The following is a 21,604-nucleotide window of genomic DNA, read 5'->3' on the forward strand; positions in this document are numbered from 1 at the left end:
GGGCGCGCCCGGGGTCGGGGCGGGGGTCAGAACACGGACAGGCCGGTGATGGTGGTGAAGCGGTCGAGGGCGGTCACGCCGGCGACCGAGTTGCCGCGGGCGTCGAGGCCGGGGCTCCAGACGCAGAGGGTGCAGCGGCCGGGGACGACGGCGACGACGGCTCCGCCGACGCCGCTCTTGCCGGGGAGGCCGACGCGGTAGGCGAAGTCGCCGGCGGCGTCGTAGGTGCCGCAGGTGAGCATGACGGCGTTGACCTGCTTGGCCTGACTGCGGGTCAGCAGGCGGCTGCCGTCGGCGCGGAGGCCGTGCCGGGCGAGGAAGCCGGTGGCGAGAGCCAGGTCGGCGCAGGACGCTTCGAGCGAGCACTGCCGGAAGTACTCGCGCAGCAGGTCGGGAACGGGGCCCGTGATGTTCCCGTAGGAGGCCATGAAGTGGGCGAGGGCGGCGTTCCGGTCGCCGTGCGCCGCCTCCGACGCGGCGACGCCGGGGTCGAAGGCGAGGTCGGGGTTGCCGCTCTCGGCCCGGAGGAAGGCGAGCAGGCTGCCGGAGGCGTCGCCGGTGAGGCGGTGCAGGCGGTCGGTGACGACGAGGGCGCCGGCGTTGATGAACGGGTTGCGCGGGATGCCGTGCTCGTACTCCAGCTGGACGAGGGAGTTGAACGGGTCGCCGGAGGGCTCCCTGCCGACGTGGGTCCACAACTCCTCGCCCTCCCCGGCGAGGGCGAGCGCGAGGGTGAAGACCTTGGTCACGGACTGCGTGGAGAAGGGGTGCCGCCAGTCGCCCACCCCGTAGACCGTGCCGTCGAGTTCCGCCACGGCCATGCCGAAGCGCCGCGGGTCGCCCGCGGCGAGGGCGGGGATGTAGTCGGCCGGGGTGCCCCGCTCGGCGAGCTCCGCGACTTCCTCGGCGATCCGGTCGAGGACGGGCTGGAAGGAGGTGTTCGCGGTCATGCCCGGTCTCGGGCATCCCGGTCGGCGTCCGCCGGCGTGCCCGCGAGCCCGAGGTCCCCGCCGGGCGGCGCGGTGAAGTACCGGGCGACGTCCGCGTCGGTGACCTCGGCGAGGGTCGGCGGGGTCCACCGGGGGTTCCGGTCCTTGTCGACCACCTGGGCGCGGATGCCCTCGACGAGGTCGGGGGTGGTCAGGGCTGCGCAGGAGGCGCGGAACTCCAGGTCAAGGACCTCTTCCAGGGTCCCGAGGAGGCGGGCGCGGCGGACGGCCGCCAGCGTGGCCTTGAGGGCCGTCGGCGACTTCGCGAGGAGGGTGGTGGCGGCTTCCTTGGCGGCCGGGACGCCGGCGTCGAAGAGCAGCTCGACGACGGTCTCGACGTCCGCGGCGCCGTAGCAGGCGTCGATCCACTCCCGCTGCTCGGCGAGGACGCCGGCCGGGGCCGCGACGGCGTGGCGGGCGACGGCCTCCGCGGCGGGCAGCCGCTTCAGGTCCTCGACCAGGGCGGGCAGTTCGGCGGCGGGGACGAAGTGGTCGGCGAGGCCCGCGAGGAGCGCGTCGGCCGCGCCGACGGCCCCGCCGGTGAGGGCGAGGTGGGTGCCGAGTTCGCCGGGGGCTCGCCCGAGGAGGTAGGTGCCGCCGACGTCGGGGACGAAGCCGATGCCGGTCTCCGGCATGGCGACCCGGGAGCGCTCCGTGACGACGCGGACGGAGCCGTGCGCGGAGACGCCGACGCCGCCGCCCATGACGATGCCGTCCATGAGGGCGACGTACGGCTTCGGGTAGCGGGCGATCCGGGCGTTGAGCCGGTACTCGTCCCGCCAGAAGGCCGCGGACGCGGAGCCTCCGGCGCGGGCGTCCTCGTGGATGGCGCGGATGTCGCCGCCGGCGCACAGGCCCCGCTCGCCGGCCCCCTCGACGACCACCGTGGTGACCTCGGGGTCGTGCTCCCACGCGGTGAGCGCGCCGTCGACGGCGAGGACCATGGCATGGGTGAGCGCGTTGATGGCACGGGGCCGGTTCAGGGTGATGAAACCGGCACGCCCCTCCGTCCGGAGAAGCACGTCGGGGGTTCCGGTCGGCACCATCACTCGGTCCTTTCGGGTCGCGCGGCTCGCTGTTTTCGATCACGGTACCGGGCGGGCGCGGGCCGATCGGGGCGAGGGCCGGTGACGGCGGAGGAGAGCGGCGGGCGGGACGGCGCGACGGCGGGCCCCGGGGCCGGGACGTCCCGGCCGGCGGCCCGGGAGGCGGCCGGGCAGATCAGGGGCGGGAAGGACTCATCCGCTTCTCGCGGATCCTGATTGCACGGTGCGCGGCCCGGTTGCGACCGCTCCTCCGCATCCTCATGCCGGGTCCTTCCCGTCCCTTCCATGGAACCACCCGTCCGACGGGCGCGCGAGCGCCCGTCGGACGGGTGGAAGGCCGGTTTCCCGGGGGCTCAGGCCGGGAGCAGGTCCTGGGGGACGCGGACCTGGCGGGGGGTGGACATGCGGAGCTCGATGATGTCCCGGACGGTGGGCCACTCGTCGTCGAGGATCGAGTAGAAGGCCGTGTCGCGGACGGCTCCGTCGAGGCCCCGGGAGTGGGCCCGGCGGACACCTTCGCAGGTGGCGCCGAGGCGTTCGATGGCGACCCGGGAGCGGGTGTTGCGGGCGTCGGCGCGCAGGGTGATGCGGCGGACGCCCCAGGCCTCGAAGGCGTGCCGGAGCATGAGGTACTTGGCCTCGGTGTTGATGCCGGTCCCCCGGGCGGCACCGGAGATCCACGTGTTCCCGATCTCGGCGGCGTCCGGGACGGCGGTCAGCGGATCGCCGTGGGGCATGCCGGGGACCGGGGGCCAGACCAGCGGTCCGCGCCAGTAGTCGAGTTCGAGGAATCGGGTGGACCCGATGACTCGTTCGTCGGCCGTACTGACCAGGGCGAAGGGCAGGCACCGGCCTGCCGCCTGATCGGAGAGGGCGCGGGCGATGTAGTCGAGGGCCGATTCGAGGCCGTCGGGTACGGGGGTGAAGGCGTAGGCCGATCGGTCCGCCCCGCCGGCCCGCGCGAGGGCTTCGGCGTGCCGCATCGCCAGCGGCTCCAGGCGCACGGAGCGCCCGGTCAGGAGAACAGGTACTGGCACGGAACCTCGGGTCTTTCACGGGCAGGGAAGGCTACCGCCGAGGAGTGGCCGCGGCGGCAGCAGGAGGGAGGTTCTCGCCGGGTGACGGATCACGTCGTGAAAGCGACGAAATCGCAGGTAAAACGGTTCGTCACCAGGTGCGAGGAGGAACAGTATGCAGCCACAACCGCTCCGAGAACAGAACCCGGGAAGAACCCGTGCCCACACGTGGGTGAAGCCTGCCGCGCACCCCGTTTCGGCAGTCTCACGAGCCGGACAGGGCCGCCCGCCAGTCGGACGGCCCCCGCCTTCAGACGCAGGTCGGATGGCCCCAGCCGTCCGGGTTCTTGGCGATGGACTCACCCTTGTCGTAGGCCTTGCCGCAGCGACAGCGGCCGGGAAATCTCGCTTTGAGGGTGCCGCCGGACGGGCGACTCCGCCGCGTGGACGAGGCCGCGGACGACGACCCCGTGGAGGAGGCGGCGGAGGCGCGCGCCCGGGGCGCGGAGGCGCGCGACGGGGCTTCCGGCGGGGGCAGCGGCGCGCCGGTCGCGGAGCCCGTGGGCTCCTGGGTGCGGGCGGTGTGGCTGGCCGCGCGGTCGGCGGCGTCGTTGAGCGGGTCGCCGTCCACCTGGTGGGCGGGCACGTAGACGAAGGCGACGTCCCGGCCGGTGAGCAGCGCGTCGATGCGCACGACGAGCTCCTTGTTGGCGACGGGAGAGCCCGACGAGGTCTTCCAGCCCTTGCGGCGCCAGCCCGGCAGCCACGTCGTGACGGCCTTCATGGCGTACTGCGAGTCCATGCGGACCTCGGCGGGCACGCCCGGGTCGAGGGCCTCCAGGAGCCGTTCCAGGGCCGTGAGTTCCGCCACGTTGTTGGTCGCCCGGCCCAGGGGCCCCGCCTCCCAGCGGTCGACCCCGCCGTCGGAGCGGCCGATGACCCATGCCCAGGCCGCGGGGCCGGGGTTTCCCTTCGACGCGCCGTCGCACGCCGCGATGATCTTTTCCACCATCCCACGATCCTGACACGGTCACGGGGGTGGGTGGCCCCACCCCCGTGACCGCGCGGGGGACGGTCGTCAGAAGGCCCCGTAGTTGACCTGCCAGGTGGGCAGGCCCATCCGGCGCCAGAGGGCGACGACGCGGTCGCGGTCGTCGAGGGAGACGCGGACGGCGTAGCGGTGGCGCACGTGGGCGTCGAAGAGCTCCGCCTTCACGATGTCGTCGCCGCGGCCGTCGCCGGAGGCCCGCATCCACAGCTCGTCGTACGGCACCTCGTGCCGGTCGAGCCAGGTCTCGGTGAGGGCGCGGTGGTCCTCGCTGCGGCCGGACAGCAGGACGATCCGGTCGCTCTCGGCGTGCCGGAAGGCCCGCAGGGCGTCCCGGACGGAGGGGTTGACCAGGTCCTCGTCGCAGCGCGTGAAGTCGTACGGGCCGCGGTCGCCGCGCAGGGCGAGGGTGCCGTCGATGTCGCACATGACGGCCGAGGGGAGGGCCGGGTCGGCGACGTAGGGCAGGCCGGCGGGCCGGTCGTTGAGCCATTCCGCGGTGAGGCGCCAGCCGCCGCGGGTGGCCTTGGCGTGCTTGTCGGCGAGCAGGCGGATGATCTCCTCGCCGACGGACCGGTCGCGGGCGGCGTCGCGGCGGACGCACTCGTCGACGGGGACGTCGGTGAAGTCGTGGACGACGAAGGTGGCGGCCCGGCCGGCGACGGCGGCCTTGAGCCGCTTGGGGATGTGCGGGGTCAGGTGGGTGTTGTCGACGACGACGTCGAAGCCGTCGTCCACGGCCGCGCGGACGGCGGCGTCCTGGATGCCCAGCACGGTCTGCTCGTGCGTGTGGGAGCGCCGGTCGGTCGCGGGGAGGTCGAGCATGGAGCGCAGGTCGTCGAGGTTGACGCGGCGGACGCGTCCCTCGGCGGCGGCCTGGAGGGCGCGGGCGGCCGTCGTCTTCCCGGAGGCCGGGAGGCCGGTCATGACGTGGACGACAGGCACGTTCAGTTCTCCTCGTCGTGCGTGAAGGGGTCGGTGGCCTCGGGGCGTATCTGACGCCACACGAGGAGGTCGGTGGGGCGCCCGTCGAGGCGCAGGAAGAGGGCGGCTCGCACCCCCCGGTCGGTCACCTCGGCGGCGGCGCGGGCGAAGGCGGCCCGGTCGCCGGCGAGGTGTGCCAGGCGAGTGTAGGCCTCGTCGACGGCGCGCTCGCGCCGGTCGGCGGCCTCTTCGAGGCCCGCGACGACCTCGCGCACCCAGGCGTCGAACTCGTCGGGGACCTGTTCGAGGAGGGCGTCGAGGGGCTTGCCCCCGGAGGCCTCCACCTCGGCGACGGAGCAGCCGATGCCCTTGGCCAGCAGGGCGGCGGGCACGGCGGCGAAGCGCTGGATGCCGTGGCCGCGCCAGATGTCGCGTTCGGTGACGCCGGTGAGCACCTTGTGGAGGCGTACGTACTCGGTGAGCTTGGCCTTGGCGCGCAGGCCGGAGGCGAAGCGCAGCACGAAGCCCTCGGCGTCGGTGCCGGTGGCGGGGAGGCCGCCGGGCAGGGTGTTGGCCTCGGTGTGGGCGGTGAGCTCGGCGAGGGTCATGGCGGGCCAGGTGCGGACGACCGAGCCGACGGCCTTCCAGGAGCCGGCGGCCTCGGCGAGCGGGACCTCCGTGCCGTCGCGGTCGAAGGCGGCCAGGAGGACCAGGTCGCGCCGGTCGCCGTAGTTCACGACGATGCGGTTCTGCGGGTGGAGGATCTCGGCGAGGTACGTGACGCCCGGGGTCAGGCCCGAGGTGTCGGCGGCGTCCAGCCGGCGCTGGGCCCAGGTGGCCTGGGCGCTGCTGAAGGAGCCCTTGGAGGCGGCGTGCCAGCGGTCCCCGTAGTGGAAGACCACGCCGAGGCTGCCGTCGACCTTGTCGTAGACCTCGAAGGGTTCGTCGGGCAGCGGCGGCGCGTAGGGGCGGCCGCCGGCGTGTTCCGACAGGTTGAAGAACTTGGGGAGGGGGAGGGCGACGATCCGTCCGGTGGCGTCGTCGGCGACGAGGCCGCGGCAGCGTGTGGTCGCCCGGTTCCAGTGCTGGGCGTACTGGCACGCGCGCGTGTACGTGTAGATCGACAGCGGCAGCTCGGGGTGCCGCTTGCGTGTGACATGCCCCTCGTCGAGTGCGGTGGCGAGCTCGTCGGACGGCATCAGGTCGTGCAGAGTCAGGGTCGCCTGGCTCATGTGGTCCCTCCCGGTTGTTCGGTGATCCATTCTCGGCGGGGAGGGCCGGGGAGGACAGCGAATATCGGGTGGCGGGGGCCCCCTCGGGGGCTCGTTCCGGAGGCGGCGCCCTGGCTCCCGAGCCCGGCGTGTCGGTGGTGCCCCGTAGACTCGCCGTCGCCCGTCGGTGACGGAACCGGCGCAGTCGAAGGAAGCGAGCCCCATGAACCACGCGGACGGCACGGCACCGATCTACGCCGAGCTCATACGGGAGCGAGGGGATGTTCCGGGTGACGTCCGCCAGGTCGCCGAGGAGGTTCTGCGGGACCTGAGCCGGGTCATCCAGATGCCGCCGCAGGGTGTTCCGGGGCCGCAGGCGCAGGTCGCGCACGCGGGCGTCGGCGCGCAGGTCGCCGTCGCGGGCCACCAGGGCGGCATGGGCGTCCCGAACGGCATGGGGCAGAACGGCATGGTCCAGGGCGGGATGGGCCCGGGTGGTCTCGGCCCCGGCGGTCTCGGTCCGAACGGCATGGGTCAGGGCGCCGCGGTGATGGCCCACCCCCAGCCGGGCGCCGCCGTCATGCCGCACCGGCCCCAGCTGTAGTCGGCCCCGTTGTCGGTGCCGTACGCGATGCTGTCCCCGCAATGGCCCGTGCCGTGCGTCGGGGCGGGCCGCGTACGGTGATCAGGGGATGACGACATGGCCGAGGTTCTGCTGTTCCACCACTCGCTCGGACTGACCGAGGGGGTCGCCGCGTTCGCCGGCGAGCTGCGACGGTCGGGGCACACGGTGCACACCCCCGACCTGTACGAGGGGCGCACGTTCACCGACGTGGAGGCCGGGGTCGGGTACGCGCGGGAGGTCGGCTTCGCCACGCTCCTGGAGCGTGGCGTGCGGGCCGCCGACGGACTGCCGGAGGAGATCGTGTACGCCGGGTTCTCGCTCGGCGCGCTCCCCGCGCAGAAGCTGGCGCAGACCCGGGCCGGGGCGCTCGGTGCCGTACTGCTGAGCGCCTGCGTGCCCGTCGACTCCTTCGGCACGGCCTGGCCGGCCGGCGTGCCCGCGCAGGTGCACGGCATGGACGCCGACCCGTTCTTCGTCGACGAGGGCGACGTCGACGCGGCGCGGGCGCTCGTGGCGGACTCCGAGGACCGCCGGCTGTTCCTGTATCCGGGGACCTCGCACCTCTTCGCGGAGCGCGGGGCGCCGTCCTTCGTGCCGGAGGCGGCCGCCCTGTGCGTCGAGCGCGTGCTGTGCTTCCTGGGCGGCGTCGGGCGCTGAGCCGGCTCCGCCGCGGGCTCCGGGTCAACCGATCGGTGGACCCGCGGGTCGTCCGTCCCGCCGCGGGCCGGGGGCCGGGCGGCGGACCGTGCCGGGCGCGGCGCGGGCGGAGGATCGGTACAGGGCGCGGACCCTTCCGGGCCGTGTGGTCCCCCGTAGCGAGGAGTCCGTCATGACAGCGTTCCGCCGTTCGCCCCGTTCCGTCCGGGTGCTCGTGCCCGCGGCGGTGGCCGTCGTCCTGCTCGCGGGGTGCGCGCAGGGGGCCGGAGGGGCGGCCTCCGCCGCGGACTCGACGCCGCGCGCCGGAGGCTCCTCCCCGGCCGCGCCGTCGTCCCCCGGGGCGGCTTCGCCGGGCGGGTCCGTCACCGTGACCCCGGCGCCGAAGGGCTCGGCGGGTGCGCCGGCCCCGGGCACCCTCCTGGTCGGCGACTTCGGTTCCGACACCGTCACCTTCGTCGACCCGACGCGCGGGGCGACGGGCTCCGTGAAGGTCGGCACCGCCCCGTACGGGCTGGTCGTCGGCGAGGACGGGCGCGCGTGGGTGGCGACCGCCGAGGGGGTGGCCGTGGTGGACACGGCGGCCAGGGAGCGCCTCGCGCTCGTCCCGTACCGGACGGACACCGGACCGGTGACGACGGGCGAGTACCGGGGCGGGGGCATGGGCATCGCGCTCTCGCCGGACGGGCGCCGGGTGTACGTGGGGGTGAACGTGCCCGGCGGCAACGGCACCCTGGAGGTCGTCGACACGGCGGCCCTGCAGGTCACGGACGCGGTCGAGGTGGGTCGGCGCCCCTTCGACGTGGACGTGTCGCGGGACGGCGCCGAGGTGTACGCGACCAACCACGACTCCTTCGACGTCACGGTCGTCGCCGCGGACACCCTGCGGACGCGGCGCGTGGAGGTCGCCCCGTACGGCACGGAGGGCGGCCTCGGTTCCTGGCTCAAGCCGCACTACACGGCCGTCCGTCCCTCGGACGGCAAGCTGCTGCTCCCGTTCGAGGGCGAGCGGCTCGCGGTGGTCGACCCGCGGACCGGGCGGACGACGATCGAGCCGATGACCGCGAACACCCACCAGCACGGCGCCACCGTCACCGCCGACGGCACCCTGTTCACGGTCGGCACCGGCCCGATCGACCCCTCCGTGGACCGCGGTCCCTCCCTCACCGTCCGCACCCCCGCCGGGGCCGAGCGGGTCCACCCCCTGGAAGGGCCGCACGAGAGCGTGGCCGTCTCCCGCGACGGGCGGACCGCGTACGTGACCGGCGGATTCACCCGCGACGGCTACTGGGACGGCCTGAGCGTCGTCGACCTCGCCTCGGGCGACACCCGGCGCCTCGCCGCCGGGTCGCGCCCCCTCGGGATCGCCGTCCTCTGATCCCGCCGAGGAGCGATACACCGACAATGGGGATAAAAAGGGTGAATTACGGATAGCCGACGGACAGCCGGCGGCACATCGCCGAATCGGCTCGTTCAGCCACAGGCGAGGGCGTATCGCACGCCCGTACGGAAGGGCGGACAGCGTGACTCGACCGAGGATTCTCGTGGTGGGCGCGGGATTCGCCGGAGTGGGCTGTGTGCGGAGGCTCGAACGGCGGCTCACGGAGCGGGAGGCGCTGATCACACTCCTGTCGCCGTTCTCGTACCAGCTGTACCTGCCCCTGCTCCCCCAGGTGGCGGCGGGGGTGCTGACCCCGCAGTCGGTCGCCCTGTCGCTGCGGCGCAGCCAGCGGCACCGCACCCGGATCGTCCCCGGCGGCGTGGTGGGCATCGACACGGCGGCGAAGGTCTGCGTGGTGCGCACGATCTCCGGCGAGTACGTGACCGAGCCCTACGACCACCTCGTCCTCGCGCCCGGCAGCGTGACCCGCAGCTTCGACATCCCCGGGCTCGCCGAGCACGCGCGGGGCATGAAGACGCTGGCGGAGGCCGTCTACATCCGCGACCACGTCATCGCCCAGCTGGACCTGGCCGACGCGAGCAACGACGACGAGGAGCGGGCCGCGCGCCTGCGGTTCGTGGTGGTCGGCGGCGGCTACGCGGGCACGGAGACGGCGGCCTGCCTCCAGCTGCTCACCCACAACGCGGTCAAGCGGTATCCGCGGCTCGACCCGAACCTCATCAAGTGGCACCTGGTCGACATCGCGCCGAAGCTGATGCCGGAGCTGGGCGAGAAGCTCGGCTCGGCGGCGACGGACATCCTGACCAAGCGCGGCATCGAGGTGTCGCTCGGCGTCTCGGTGGCCTCGGTCGACGAGGAGGCGGTGACGCTCACCGACGGTCGGGTGCTGCCGAGCCGCACGCTGATCTGGACGGCCGGCGTCGCCGCGAGTCCGCTGATCGGCACCCTCGGCGCGGAGACCCTCCGCGGCCGGCTCGTCGTCTCGGCCGAGATGGACGTGCCGGGCCTCGAAGGCGTGTGGGCCCTCGGCGACGCGGCGGCGGTGCCCGACCTCGCCAAGGGCGAGGAGGGGGCGATCTGCCCGCCGACCGCGCAGCACGCGATGCGGCAGGGCAAGGCCGTCGCCGACAACCTGGTCGCCACGCTGCGCGGGGAGCCCACTCACCCGTACGTCCACAAGGACCTGGGGCTCGTGGTGGACCTCGGCGGCATGGACGGCGTCTCGAAGCCGCTCGGCGTCGAGCTGCACGGCATGCCGGCGCAGGCCGTGGCCCGGGCCTACCACTGGGCCGCGCTGCGGACCAACGTGGCCAAGACCCGGGTGATGACGAACTGGCTGCTCAACGCCGCCGCGGGCGACGACTACGTACGGACCGGGTTCCTGGCCTCGAAGTCGGGGACGCTGCGGGACTTCGAGTACAGCGACGCCTATCTGACGCCGGAGCAGGTCCGCGAGCACACGGCCTCCTTCCGCGGGGCGGTCGGAGCCGGCGGGAACTGACGGCCCGGCACGCGGTGGCCGACCAGCGGGACGCGGTACTCGGTACCGGGGACCCGAAACCCGCCGGCAGGCACCCGGCACCGCCGCCAGGCACCCGGCCCTCGAACTCGCGCGCGAGACCGCCGTCAGCGCGCGAGTTCGGGGGCCGGCCCCATGACCACGACGGGCTCCCTCGCCGGGTCGAGGGCGCGCAGGAGTGCGCGGAGCGCCTCGCGTTCCAGGGTCACACAGGCCTGGGTGGGCCCGCCGTGGTCGACGTGGATCCAGACCCCGCCGCCCTTCTCGGCGCCGAGCGGGCGCTCCTTGTCGAGCGGGGTGCGGCCGGGGACCCGGTTGTAGTCGATGGCGACGACGTGGTCGAAGGAGCCTTCGAGGGATTCGCCGGAGAAGCCCGTACCGCTGATCGCGAACTCCGGGTCCTGGTCGTACGGGAGGCGGGAGCCGGGGTCGGGCAGCCGGCCGCCCGCGTCGCCGAGCCGGAACACGCCGATCGGCGTGCGCAGGTCTCCCGCGACGTGGTCGGAGGTCCAGCCCCGCAACGCGTTGTGCGCGGGCCACGGCCCGGCTTCCTCGGCCCATCGGCCGGCCCGGTCCCGCGTGTACAGCGTCACGGTGGACCTGTCGGAGTCCGGGCCCGCGCCGGTGACGACGAGCACCTGGGACGTGCCGTCCGGGACGAAGGCCCGGGTGGCGGGGCCGATGCCGGGGATGCGGGAGACGGGCGCGGACGCGAGGCTGTTGGCGGCGGTGTCCGGCCGAACCACTTCGGGCCGGGCGTCACCCGCGGCGGGCTCGCTCGCGGGGGTCCGCGCGGCGGCGGGGTTCGCGGGTGCGGTGCTCGCGCAGCCGCTGAGCAGCAGGGCCGCGCACAGTGCGCCGGCGCTCAGCAGCGCGGGGGCGCCCTTGCGTACGGACATGGGACGACATCCTCCTGGCCGGGGGCAATGCAGCGATGCGTACCCGTTCGGCGGTCCGCCGTCGCGCCGTTCCCGCGCCCTCACCCGTACGGACGCCTCCGGCACGGCAGACGGGCAGGTAGACCGGCAGGCCACTCTCTCCGGATTGGCCCCCGCGTCCGCGCACCGGGCCTGCCTAGGGTGGGGCCATGCATCCCGTGCTCGCCGCTGACCTCGCGCGGCTTCCCGAACTCCTGCAGTCCGCACGTGACTTCGCGGCCCGTGAGCTGTCCGTGCTCGCGGAGCGGCCGGTCGTCGGCGCGGCGAAGGCGCCCGCACCCGACGGGCTGCCGTCGGCGGGCGTGGGCGCGCAGGGTGCGCTGGAGCGGTTCGCGCGGCGCTGGGAGCCGGGCTTCTCGGGTTCTGCGGGGCCGCGCTATCTGGGGTTCGTGACGGGTGGTGTCACTCCGGCGGCGCTCACCGGGGACTGGCTGACCGGCGCGTACGACCAGAACGGCTCCAGCGGCGGCGGGTCGACCGCCGACGCACTGGAGCGCGAGACGGTCGGGTGGCTGCGGGAACTGTTCGGGCTGGGCGGGGCGCACCGGGGCGCGTTCGTCAGCGGGGCGACGATGTCGAACACCGTGGGTCTCGCCGTGGCCCGGGAGTGGCTGGGCGAGCGCCGGGGCGTGTCGGTGGCGAGGGAGGGCGTGGGCGCGCTCGGCCCGGTGCACGTGCTGTCCGGCAGTCCGCACTCCAGCGTCACGAAGGCGCTGTCCGTCCTGGGGCTGGGCCGCGACCGGCTGCGGTCGGTGCCGCTGCTGGGCGGGGCGCGCGAGGCGGTGGACGTGGCGCGGCTGGCCGAGGCGCTGGAGTCGCTGGACGGGGAGCCCGCCGTGGTGGTCGCGAACGCCGGGACGGTGAACACGGTCGACTTCGACGACCTGCGGGCGATCGCCGCCCTGAAGGAGCGGTACGACTTCTGGCTGCACGTGGACGCCGCGTTCGGCGCGTTCGCGGCCCTCTCCCCCGCGCACGCCCCGCTCGTCGACGGGCTCGACGCCGCCGACTCGATCTGCGTGGACCTGCACAAGTGGCTGAACGTGCCGTACGACGCCGCCGTGCAGTTCACCCGCCGCCAGGACCTCCAGGTGCGGGTCTTCCACAACGAGTCGCCGTACCTCGGACTCCCGACCGGCACCCCCGACTTCCTGCACCTGACCCCGGAGAACTCCCGGCGGCTGCGCGCGCTGGCGACCTGGTTCTCGCTGACGGCGTACGGGCGCGAGGGACATGCCGAGATCGTCGGGCGCTGTGTCGCGCTGGCCCGGCGGCTGGGCGAGGGGATCGGCGCCGTCCCCGGGCTCCGCCTGCTCGCGCCGGTGCACCTGAACGTCGTCTGCTTCACCCTCGCCGACGGGCCGACGCCCGAGCGGCTGGCCGCCCTGGCCGGGGCGGTCGCCGGTTCCGGCGAGGCGTTCCTCACCCCGACCGTGCTGCACGGGACGCCCGCGCTGCGGGCCGCGTTCAGCAACTGGCGTACGACGGAGGCGGACGCGGACCGGGTGCGGGAGGCGCTGGCGCGGGCGGTCCGGGGGCTGTCCGGCGGGGCGGGGGTCTGAGTGTCGGCCGGCGGGGACGGGGGCGGGAGGCGGCGGGGCGGTGGCGTGAGTGTCGGCCGGCGGGGACGGGGAGCGGGCGGCGGGGGCGGGCCCGAAAGCGGTTGACCCGGCCGCCGGGGGCGCGGTTTGCTGCGGCGATGAGCGATCTTCACATCGAGCGGGCGCGGACTCCCGAGCAGCTCGCCGACTGGCGGGCCGTGCACAACACGGTCATCCCGACGGCGGTGCTCTCCGCCGACGAGGTGCGGGAGCGGGCCGGCCGCAACCGGCTGGACGTCGCCTATCTCGGGGACGTGGCGGTGGGCTGTTCGACGGTGCGTCCGCCGGACGGGGAGGCTCCCGCGGCGACCGTCATCGCCCGGACGCTGCCGGGGTTCCGGGGCCGCGGCTTCGGGACGGCGCTGTACGAGCGGGGGCTCGCGCACGCCCGGACGCTGAGCGGCGAGGGAGTGGAGACGGTGGTCCTCGCCTCGAACGAGGAGGGGCTGAGGTTCGCCCTGGCGCGCGGTTTCGTCGAGGTGGAGCGGTACCTCCTGCCGGGCGACACGGTTCCGTTCGTCACCCTGCGACTGGCCTGACCCCGAAAAGATCTGACGATTCGTCAGGTCATGCTGTCGCGGGTCTGGGAACCTTCGGGGCCCGGCGCTACCCTCCGCGCATGATTCGGACGGTGGTGTGGGGTACCGGAAATGTCGGGCGCGCGGCCATTCGGGCCGTGGACGCCCATCCAGGGCTCGAACTCGCGGCCGTGCTGGTGTCCGACCCGGCGAAGGTCGGCCGTGACGCGGGCCTGCTCGCGGGGCTGGGGCGCGAACTCGGCGTGCCGGCGGGCGACGACGTGGCGGCGGTGCTCGGCGGGCGGCCGGGGGCGGTGGTGTACGCGGCCTCCGGCGACACCCGGCCCGACGGGGCCCTCGCCGACGTGGCCCGGGCGGTGGCGGCCGGCGCGGTGGTGGTGACGCCCGCGCTCTATCCGCTGTACGACCAGCGCAACGCGCCGCCGGAGTTCCGCGATCCGGTGCTCGCGGCGGTGGCCGAGGGAGGCGGATCGCTCTTCGTGTCGGGCGTGGACCCGGGCTGGGGCAACGACGTGCTGCCGCTGCTCGTCAGCGGTCTCGCCGCCACCGTGGACGTGATCCGGTGCCAGGAGATCTTCGACTACTCGACGTACGAGCAGGAGGAGTCGGTCAGGGAACTGGTGGGCATGGGCAAGCCGTTGGAGTACGAGCCGCCGATGCTGTGGCCCTCGGTGCCGACGATGATCTGGGGCGGCCAGATCCGGCTGATGGCCCGCGCCCTGGGCGCCGAGGTCGACGAGATCCGCGAGACGACGGAGCGCCGCCCCCTGGAGTCCACGGTCAAGACGCGGACGATGGGCGTCTTCGAGGCCGGGACGCAGGGCGCGATCCGCTTCGAGGTGCAGGGCATCGTCGGCGGAGAGCCCCGCATCGTGATCGAGCACGTCACCCGCATCCACCCCTCCTGCGCGCCGGACTGGCCGGTGCCGCCGGACGGCGCCGGCGCCCACCGGGTGATCGTCGAGGGAAGCCCCCGGATCGAGGTGACCGTGGCGGCCACCGACGAGGGCGAGAACCGGTCGGCGGGCGGGAACGCCACGGCCGTGGGCCGGCTGGTCGGGGCCATCGACTGGCTGGTGGCGGCGGAACCGGGACTGTACGACGCGCTGGACGTACCGCTGCGGCCGGCGGTCGGGAAGCTGGGAAGGAGAGCACGGTGATCATCGACATCCCCGAGGGCCAGGAGCCCATCGGGTACGTGTGGGGCGACATGGTTCCGGAGATCGGGACGGCGGCGGCGAACTTCTCGTTGTCGGTGTACGCCCACACGACCCTGGGCCTGCGCGAGTTCGAGGCGGCGCGGCTGCGCATCGCGCAGATCAACGGGTGCGGGTTCTGCCTGGACTGGCGTACCGACCGGGACGGTGTGAAGGTCGAGGAGGGCTTCGACGAGGTCGTCGCGGCCTGGCGGACGACGGAGGTCTCGGAGTCCTTCGACGAGCGGACCCGGCTCGCGGCCGAGTACGCGGAGCGGTACGCACTGGACCACCACGGTCTCGACGAGGAGTTCTGGGCGCGCATGACGGCCCGGTACAGCCAGGCCGAGATCGTGGAGCTGACCATGAGCCTGGGCTCCTGGCTGGCCTTCGGGCGGCTCAACCGGGTGCTCGGGCTCGACACGGTGTGCGTGCTGCCGACGGGCTGAGCCCGGCGCGCGAAGGGGCCGGCCGGTTCGAGAACCGGTCGGCCCCTTCGGCGTGCGGGGCGGGAGCCCGGCGGGGCGCTCGCGCGGGCGGGGCCCCAGTCGGGCGAACGCTCGCGCGGGCGGGTCCGCTCAGAAGTCCTCGGCGATGATGCGCTCGATGTTGCGCTCGGCGAGGGCCGTGATGGTGACGAACGGGTTGACGCTGGTGTTGCCCGGGATGAGGGAGCCGTCGATGGCGTAGAGGCCGGAGTAGCCGCGGAGGCGGCCGTAGTTGTCGGTCGCGCTGCCGAGGACCGCGCCGCCGAGCGGGTGGTAGGTGAGGTGGTCGCCCCAGATCTTGTACGCGCCGAAGAGGTCGGTGCGGTAGATCGTGCCCTCCTTGCTGTTGATCTTGTCGAAGATGGACTTGGCCATGTCGATGGACGTCTGCTTCCAGGCCCGGTCCCAGCTCAGGTCGACCTTGCCGGTGGACGGGTTCCAGGAGAACTCGGCACGGCGCGGGGTGCGGGTGATGGAGAGGTAGAAGGAGGCGTAGGTCTCGATGCCGGTGGGCAGCGGGGCGACCTCGGCGAACGCGCCGCCGGCGTCCCAGTTGTCGATGCCCGCGGTGGGCATGGCGGACTGGAGCTTCCCGGTCGGGTCCCACATGTGGTTGGCGCGGCCGCACATGACGTTGCCGTTGTCGCCCCAGCCCTTGCCGATGTGCTCGTTGAGCGCCGGCAGGGCGCCGGTCGCCTTGAGGCGGGTGAGGAGCTTGCTGGTGCCGACGCTGCCGGCGGCGAAGAACACCCGGTCGGCGCGGACGGTCTTGGTGGCGAGGGTGGCGCCGGTGGTGTCGATCTGGTCGATGACGACCGTGTAGCCCCCGGCGGCCGCCGGACTGACGGAGGTCACCCGGTGGAGCGGGGAGACGCTCACCCGGCCGGTGGCGGCGGCCTGGGCGAGGTACGTCTTCTGGAGGCTCTTCTTGCCGGCGTTGTTGCCGTAGATGACCTCGCCCGCCAGGGCGGACTTCTGGACGGCGCCTGCGGCCTCCTGCTTCATGTAGTCCCAGTCGTAGACGTTGGGCACGAAGACGAAGGGGAAGCCGGAGCGCTGGGCGTGCTTGCGGCCGACGCGGGCGTACTGGTAGCAGTCCGCGTTCTCCCACCAGTTCACGTCCACCGAGGTGACGCCGAGGCCCGCGTTGGCGCGCGGGTAGTAGGTGGCGTACATCTCGGCGGGGTCGACGGTCGGGAGGATCGCCGGGAAGCGCTCCCGGAGCGGGGTGACGGCCATGCCGCCGTTGACGAGGGACCCTCCGCCGACGCCGCGCCCCTGGTAGACGGTGATCCCGGCGAAGTCCTCGGCGTCGAGGATGCCGGTGTGGACGGGCACGTCCTTGTCGAGCGGGAAGCCGAGGAACTGGCTCAGCGGCTGCTTGGTGCGGGTGCGCAGCCAGAAGGAGCGGTAGTCGGGGGTGGTGGTGTTGGCGAAGATCTTGCCGTCGGGGCCCGGGGTGTCCCAGGCCATGCCCATCTCGATCATGTGGACGTCCACGCCCGCGCGGGCGAGCCGGAGGGCGGCGACGGAGCCGCCGTAGCCGGTGCCGATGACGAGGGCGCGCACCTGGGAACCGTCGGTGATGGGGGTGCAGTTCAGGCCGGGGACCTCGGCGCGGGCGGGGGTCGCGATCGTGCCGGCGAGGGCGGCGGCGCCGAGAACGGAACCTGTTCCCGCGAGGAATCCCCGACGGCTGACTCGGCGACTTCCCTGGACGGACAGGGGGTGTTCACTCATGTGATCTTCCTCACTCGCGAGTGAATGGGAACACGTTCTACGACTGGCCGTCGAGGAAGTCACGAGAAACTGCCGGGTAACTTCGGGCCGGACAGGCCCTCTTGATCGCCTCTGCTAGGGGCGCGGCACGGGGCCGCCCGTCGCCGTGGCAGAGGCGTGGGGGTGCGGCGGTCAGGCCAGGGACGGTCCCGGAGCACCGGTGAGGCGCTCGGGGGTGAGGAGTTCGGCGAGCCGATGGGCGGGCAGCAGGCCCTTCTCCAGGGTGAGTTCGACGACTCCGCGGCCGGTGGCGAGCGCCTCCTGGGCGATGGCGGTGGCCGCGGTGTACCCGAGGTGCGGGTTGAGGGCGGTGGCGAGGCCGATGGAGTTCTCCACGGCGGCGCGGAGCGCCTCGGTGTTGGCGGTGATGCCGGTGACGCAGCGCTCGGCGAGGGTCAGGCAGGCGGCGCGGAGCGAGAGGATGCTCTTGGACAGGGCGTGGAAGATGACCGGCTCGAAGGCGTTGAGCTGGAGCTGTCCGGCCTCGGCGGCCATGGTGATGGTGATGTCGTTGCCGATCACCTCGAAGGCGACCTGGTTGACGACCTCGGGGATCACCGGGTTGACCTTGCCGGGCATGATGCTCGAACCGGCCTGGACGGGCGGCAGGTTGATCTCGTTGAGGCCGGCGCGCGGCCCGGAGGAGAGCAGCCGCAGGTCGTTGCAGGTCTTGGAGAGCTTGACCGCGATGCGCTTGAGGACACCGGAGAGCTGGACGAAGGCGCCGCAGTCCTGGGTGGCCTCGATCAGGTTGGCCGAGGTGACGAGCGGCAGCCCGGTCAGCCCGGCGAGGTGGCGGCGGGCGGTCTCCGCGTAGCCGGGAGCGGCGTTGAGGCCGGTTCCGATGGCGGTGGCGCCGAGGTTGATCTCGTGGATCAGCTCGATCGCCTCGGCGAGCCGGCCGCGGTCCTCCTCCAGCATCACGGCGTACGTGGAGAACTCCTGGCCCAGCGTCATGGGCACCGCGTCCTGGAGCTGGGTGCGGCCCATCTTGACGACCTCGCGGAACTCCAGGGCCTTGGCTGCGAAGGCGTCCTGGAGGACGGCCATGGCCTTCAGGAGTTCGCGGGCGGCGCCGATCGCGGCGATGCGGATCGCGGTCGGGTAGACGTCGTTGGTGGACTGGCCGAGGTTGACGTCCTCGTTGGGGTGCAGGTGCGCGTAGTCGCCCTTGGCGTGGCCGAGGAGTTCGAGGGCGCGGTTGGCGACGACCTCGTTGGCGTTCATGTTGGTGGAGGTGCCGGCGCCGCCCTGGACGACGTCCACGACGAACTGGTCGTGGAGGCGTCCGGCGCGGATCTCCCGGCAGGCGCCGGCGATGGCCGCGGCCTTGTCGGCGGGGAGCAGGCCGAGCTCCTCGTTGGCCCGGGCGGCCGCCTCCTTGACGGCGGCCAGCGCCTCGATCAGCAGCGGGTAGACCGAGATCGGGGTGCCGGTGATGGCGAAGTTCTCGGTGGCGCGCAGGGTGTGCACGCCCCAGTAGGCGTCGGCCGGGACCTCCCGGTCGCCGAGCAGGTCGTGCTCGCTGCGGACGGGTGCGTCGTACGGGGCCGGTGCGGGAACCATGGAGGGCGTCCTTGAGGGGGTGCGGGCATGCGAAAGGGCGGGGCCGCCGGCGCGGACGCGCCGGAGGGCCCCTCGGCGGGGAAGTGGGCGCCGGCTCGCGGGCGGGCCGGGGGGGGCGCCGCCCGCGAGCCGGGGGTTCAGGGGGCGTGTCGATCGGGCCGGGTCAGGCCGGGTCGGGTCGGGTCGGGTCGGGGAGCCCGCCCCGGGCGCCGCGCGCCCGGCCTGGTCGACGAGACCCTCGGGGACGACGGTCAGGCGCGGCCGGCGACGGTCAGGCGCGGCCGGCTCGATCGACAAATCCTCCGGCCGGCGATGGTCAGGCGCGGCTAGCGATGGTCAGGCGCGGCCGGCGACGGCCGTGGCCGAGCGGGAGCCGCCGGTGGCGAGCGCGGGCTCGGCGCGGACCGGGCCCTCCAGGAGCCGGCGCAGCAGGGCGGAGCTGCGGGCGGGGTCGCCGGTGCCGCCGCCGGAGAGGAGCGTGGCGAGGAGGGCGATCCGGGCCTGGGCGGAGCGGAGCGTGCCGGTGAGCACCGCGCCGGCGGCGACGAGGTCGACGGCGCCGCCGCCGGTGTAGATCTCGGCGAGCGGTCCGGCGGGGACCCGGGTGCTGACGGCGACGAGGACGCCCTGGGCGACGGCGTCCGCGACGGCGGCGGCGATCTCGGGGGTGGCGTTGCCCGCCCCGGTCGCTTCGAGGACGATGCCCCGGGCGCCGGCGGCGACGGCGGCCTCGAAGAGGAACGGGTCGCCGTCGGAGTGGTGGCTCACGATGTCGACGCGGGGCAGCGGGGTGGCGTCGGGGCCGGTCGCGCCGGGTGTCGCGGTCCGGGCGGCGGCGGGGAGCGGCAGCGGCGCGGGGCGCTCGGGCCGGCGCTCGATGTCGACGCGGGAGAAGCCGACGCGGCCGAGGCGGTCGGCGGAGGGGTCGGAGAAGGCGTCGGCGGCGAGGGTCTGGGTCTTGACGGTGCCGCGCGCGGCGTGGACGCGGCCGTCGAAGACGACGAGGACGCCGAGTTCGCGGACGGTGGCGGCGACCTGGAGCGCGTCGTACAGGTTGCCGGGGCCGTCGCCGTCGCCGGTGCCGAAGGGGCGCTGGGCGCCGGTGAGGACGACCGGGCGGGCGTCGGCGTGGTGGAGGTCGAGGAAGAAGGCCGTCTCCTCCAGCGTGTCGGTGCCGTGGGTGACCACGATGCCGTCGACGCCGGGGTCGGCGAACGTCTCGTGGACGGTCCGCAGCAGGGTCAGCTGGTGGGCGGCGGTCATGCGGGAGCTGTTGACGTTGAAGAGGTCGACGACCTCGACGGTGACGCCTTCGGGGAGGGGGGCGGTGGCCAGGACGTCGTTCCCGGAGGCGTCGGCCGCGTATCCGGTGCCCTGCCAGCGGCTGGCGATCGTGCCGCCGGTGCTGATCACGACGATCCGGCGCGCTCCCCCGTCGTTCGTCCGCTTCATGCCTGCCGTCCTTACTCCGTACCGATATCGCCCTGCTGCCGCAACGATAGGTCAGGGGGTGCGCAAGACGATTGCGAAATCACCCGGGGTGACGTTTCATCGTGGTAGATAATTGCGCCATGGACCGAATCGACCTCCACATCTTGCGCGAGCTCCAGAGCGACGGCCGGCTGAGCAACCAGGAGCTGGCCCAGCGGGTCGGACTCAGCCCGTCCCCCTGCCTGCGGCGGGTGCGCCAGCTGGAGCAGGACGGGGTGATCCAGGGCTACCGGGCGATCATCGACCCGGCGGCGGTGGGGCGCGGCTTCGAGGTGCTCGTCTCGGTGGAGGTGCGCCGGGACCGGGAGACGGTGGAGGCCTTCGAGGAGGCGCTCCAGGACGTCCCGGACGTCATCGAGGCGTACCGGCTCTTCGGCAGCCCCGGCTGCCTGCTGCGGATCGCGGTGGCGGACCTCGCGGCGTACGAGCGGCTGTGGATCGAGCGGCTGACGACCCTGGCCGGGGTCACGGAGGTCAACTCGCAGATCATCATGAAGCGGATCAAGGAGCCGAAGGGGATGCCGGTGGACGTCCGGGGCGTCTGAGCATCCCTGGGACGGTTCGGTTGCGCGAGATGCGAGAACGTCACGCAACAGCCTCCTTCTCGTTACATGACAGGTACCTGTCTTGTGCCACGCTCCCGGCTGACACGAAGTCAACACGCGTAGAACGCGGAACCCTTGAGCCGGGCCGCGTTCCGGCGCGTGACGCACCCGGGAAAGGGCACCCCCCATGTCCGTTGCACAGACAGGCCGCTGGAAGGCCCGGGCGGCCTCGATAGCCGCCGCCCTCGTCACCCTCACCGTGCCGACGGTCGCCGCGACCCCCGCGAGCGCCACGACCACGGCGTACGACAGCACGTACTACAAGAACGCGATCGGCAAGACCGGCACCAGCCTCAAGTCCTCGCTGCACACCATCATCAGCAGCCAGAGCAAGATCTCGTACGACGCGGTCTGGAACGCCCTGAAGGCCACCGACCAGGACCCGAACAACACCGCCAACGTGATCCTGCTCTACAGCGGCACCTCGCGGAGCAAGTCCCTCAACGGCGGCGACGTCGGCGACTGGAACCGCGAGCACACCTGGGCCCAGTCCCACGGCAACTTCGGCACCTCCGCCGGTCCCGGCACCGACCTCCACCACCTGCGCGCGGCGGACGTCCAGGTCAACAGCATCCGCGGCAACAAGGACTTCGACAACGGCGGCAGCGCGGTCAGCGGCGCTCCCGGCAGCTACACGGACAGCAACTCGTTCGAGCCCCGCGACGCCGACAAGGGCGACGTGGCCCGCATGATCCTCTACATGGCCGTCCGCTACGAGGGCGACGACGCCTGGGCGGACCTGGAGCCCAACGACTCGACCACGAACGGCAGCGTCCCCTTCCACGGCCGCCTCTCGGTCCTGAAGCAGTGGAACGAGCAGGACCCGCCGAGCGCGTTCGAGGAGCGCCGCAACGACATCATCTTCAACACCTACCAGCACAACCGGAACCCGTTCATCGACCACCCGGAGTGGATCGAGGCGATCTGGTAGACCCGGCACACCGGACCGGGCACCGGCGGGTGCCCG

The 21,604-nt window shown here is 73.6% G+C and carries 20 protein-coding genes; 10 read left to right on the forward strand and 10 right to left on the reverse strand.

Annotation, left to right across the window (positions count from 1 at the left end; genetic code table 11):
• Positions 1-26: 26 nt before the first annotated feature.
• The 6 genes from ACIQFX_RS20110 to ACIQFX_RS20135 all read right to left on the reverse strand — a co-directional run bounded on the left by ACIQFX_RS20110 (position 27) and on the right by ACIQFX_RS20135 (position 6,255).
• Positions 27-950, reverse strand: a complete 924-nt coding sequence (locus ACIQFX_RS20110) for a glutaminase (protein WP_402464926.1) — start codon at positions 948-950, stop codon at positions 27-29.
• Entirely contained in the window at positions 947-2,035 is a 1,089-nt protein-coding gene (locus ACIQFX_RS20115; RefSeq protein WP_402464929.1) for an enoyl-CoA hydratase/isomerase family protein, read from the reverse strand. The genes ACIQFX_RS20110 and ACIQFX_RS20115 overlap by 4 nt, the downstream gene beginning before the upstream one ends.
• A gap of 353 nt (positions 2,036-2,388) precedes the next feature.
• Entirely contained in the window at positions 2,389-3,072 is a 684-nt protein-coding gene (locus ACIQFX_RS20120; RefSeq protein WP_402464932.1) for a GNAT family N-acetyltransferase, read from the reverse strand.
• Between the two features lie 289 nt (positions 3,073-3,361).
• Positions 3,362-4,063, reverse strand: coding sequence for a ribonuclease H (locus tag ACIQFX_RS20125; RefSeq protein WP_402464935.1), 702 nt, complete (start codon positions 4,061-4,063; stop codon positions 3,362-3,364).
• 66 nt (positions 4,064-4,129) lie between these two features.
• Positions 4,130-5,044 carry an AAA family ATPase gene (locus ACIQFX_RS20130; RefSeq protein WP_402464938.1) on the reverse strand — a complete coding sequence of 305 codons (915 nt, stop codon included), beginning with the start codon at positions 5,042-5,044 and terminating at the stop codon, positions 4,130-4,132.
• A 2-nt stretch (positions 5,045-5,046) separates the two neighbouring features.
• A complete protein-coding gene (locus ACIQFX_RS20135; protein ID WP_402464941.1) occupies positions 5,047-6,255 on the reverse strand; it encodes an RNA ligase in 1,209 nt (402 codons plus the stop codon).
• A 202-nt stretch (positions 6,256-6,457) separates the two neighbouring features.
• Here ACIQFX_RS20135 and ACIQFX_RS20140 point away from each other — a divergent pair, with 202 nt between their 5' ends.
• The 4 genes from ACIQFX_RS20140 (at position 6,458) to ACIQFX_RS20155 (ending at position 10,416) form a co-directional block, all read left to right on the forward strand.
• Positions 6,458-6,838 carry a hypothetical protein gene (locus ACIQFX_RS20140; protein WP_402464944.1) on the forward strand — a complete coding sequence of 127 codons (381 nt, stop codon included), beginning with the start codon at positions 6,458-6,460 and terminating at the stop codon, positions 6,836-6,838.
• A 96-nt stretch (positions 6,839-6,934) separates the two neighbouring features.
• Positions 6,935-7,516, forward strand: coding sequence for a dienelactone hydrolase family protein (locus tag ACIQFX_RS20145; protein WP_402464946.1), 582 nt, complete (start codon positions 6,935-6,937; stop codon positions 7,514-7,516).
• Positions 7,517-7,688: 172 nt separating this feature from the next.
• Positions 7,689-8,891, forward strand: coding sequence for a YncE family protein (locus ACIQFX_RS20150; RefSeq protein ID WP_402464948.1), 1,203 nt, complete (start codon positions 7,689-7,691; stop codon positions 8,889-8,891).
• A gap of 145 nt (positions 8,892-9,036) precedes the next feature.
• Entirely contained in the window at positions 9,037-10,416 is a 1,380-nt protein-coding gene (locus ACIQFX_RS20155) for an NAD(P)/FAD-dependent oxidoreductase (RefSeq protein WP_402464951.1), read from the forward strand.
• A 125-nt stretch (positions 10,417-10,541) separates the two neighbouring features.
• On the opposite strand, the gene ACIQFX_RS20160 is transcribed toward ACIQFX_RS20155, so the two are convergent.
• Positions 10,542-11,333, reverse strand: a complete 792-nt coding sequence (locus tag ACIQFX_RS20160; RefSeq protein WP_402464953.1) for a hypothetical protein — start codon at positions 11,331-11,333, stop codon at positions 10,542-10,544.
• Between the two features lie 188 nt (positions 11,334-11,521).
• On the opposite strand from ACIQFX_RS20160, the gene ACIQFX_RS20165 reads away from it, so the two are divergent.
• The 4 genes from ACIQFX_RS20165 to ACIQFX_RS20180 all read left to right on the forward strand — a co-directional run bounded on the left by ACIQFX_RS20165 (position 11,522) and on the right by ACIQFX_RS20180 (position 15,157).
• Positions 11,522-12,934 (forward strand): pyridoxal phosphate-dependent decarboxylase family protein, encoded by a 1,413-nt coding sequence (locus tag ACIQFX_RS20165; RefSeq protein ID WP_402464956.1) that lies wholly within the window; start codon positions 11,522-11,524, stop codon positions 12,932-12,934.
• A 137-nt stretch (positions 12,935-13,071) separates the two neighbouring features.
• Positions 13,072-13,512: a GNAT family N-acetyltransferase gene (locus ACIQFX_RS20170; RefSeq protein WP_402464958.1), complete on the forward strand. Its 441-nt coding sequence runs from the start codon at positions 13,072-13,074 to the stop codon at positions 13,510-13,512.
• Positions 13,513-13,592: 80 nt separating this feature from the next.
• Complete coding sequence (locus tag ACIQFX_RS20175; RefSeq protein WP_402464961.1) at positions 13,593-14,672, forward strand: dihydrodipicolinate reductase; 1,080 nt, start codon at positions 13,593-13,595, stop codon at positions 14,670-14,672.
• Complete coding sequence (locus tag ACIQFX_RS20180; RefSeq protein WP_376489570.1) at positions 14,669-15,157, forward strand: carboxymuconolactone decarboxylase family protein; 489 nt, start codon at positions 14,669-14,671, stop codon at positions 15,155-15,157. Before ACIQFX_RS20175 ends, ACIQFX_RS20180 begins: the two co-directional genes overlap by 4 nt.
• Before the next feature lie 129 nt (positions 15,158-15,286).
• On the opposite strand, the gene ACIQFX_RS20185 is transcribed toward ACIQFX_RS20180, so the two are convergent.
• The 3 genes from ACIQFX_RS20185 to ACIQFX_RS20195 form a co-directional block, all read right to left on the reverse strand.
• The gene (locus ACIQFX_RS20185; protein ID WP_402464964.1) at positions 15,287-16,936 is read right to left on the reverse strand and encodes a GMC oxidoreductase; all 1,650 of its coding nucleotides are present in this window, start codon (positions 16,934-16,936) and stop codon (positions 15,287-15,289) included.
• A 171-nt stretch (positions 16,937-17,107) separates the two neighbouring features.
• Positions 17,108-18,541, reverse strand: a complete 1,434-nt coding sequence (gene aspA / locus ACIQFX_RS20190) for an aspartate ammonia-lyase (protein WP_402464967.1) — start codon at positions 18,539-18,541, stop codon at positions 17,108-17,110.
• Positions 18,542-18,877: 336 nt separating this feature from the next.
• Positions 18,878-19,993: an asparaginase gene (locus ACIQFX_RS20195; RefSeq protein WP_402464969.1), complete on the reverse strand. Its 1,116-nt coding sequence runs from the start codon at positions 19,991-19,993 to the stop codon at positions 18,878-18,880.
• 119 nt (positions 19,994-20,112) lie between these two features.
• Here ACIQFX_RS20195 and ACIQFX_RS20200 point away from each other — a divergent pair, with 119 nt between their 5' ends.
• A complete protein-coding gene (locus ACIQFX_RS20200) occupies positions 20,113-20,577 on the forward strand; it encodes an Lrp/AsnC family transcriptional regulator (protein WP_376481277.1) in 465 nt (154 codons plus the stop codon).
• 187 nt (positions 20,578-20,764) lie between these two features.
• Positions 20,765-21,568, forward strand: a complete 804-nt coding sequence (locus tag ACIQFX_RS20205) for an endonuclease I family protein (RefSeq protein WP_402464972.1) — start codon at positions 20,765-20,767, stop codon at positions 21,566-21,568.
• The last annotated feature ends 36 nt before the right edge of the window (positions 21,569-21,604 follow it).

The sequence above is a fragment of the Streptomyces sp. NPDC093089 genome, assembly GCF_044754405.1.
Taxonomy (GTDB): Bacteria; Actinomycetota; Actinomycetes; order Streptomycetales; family Streptomycetaceae; genus Streptomyces.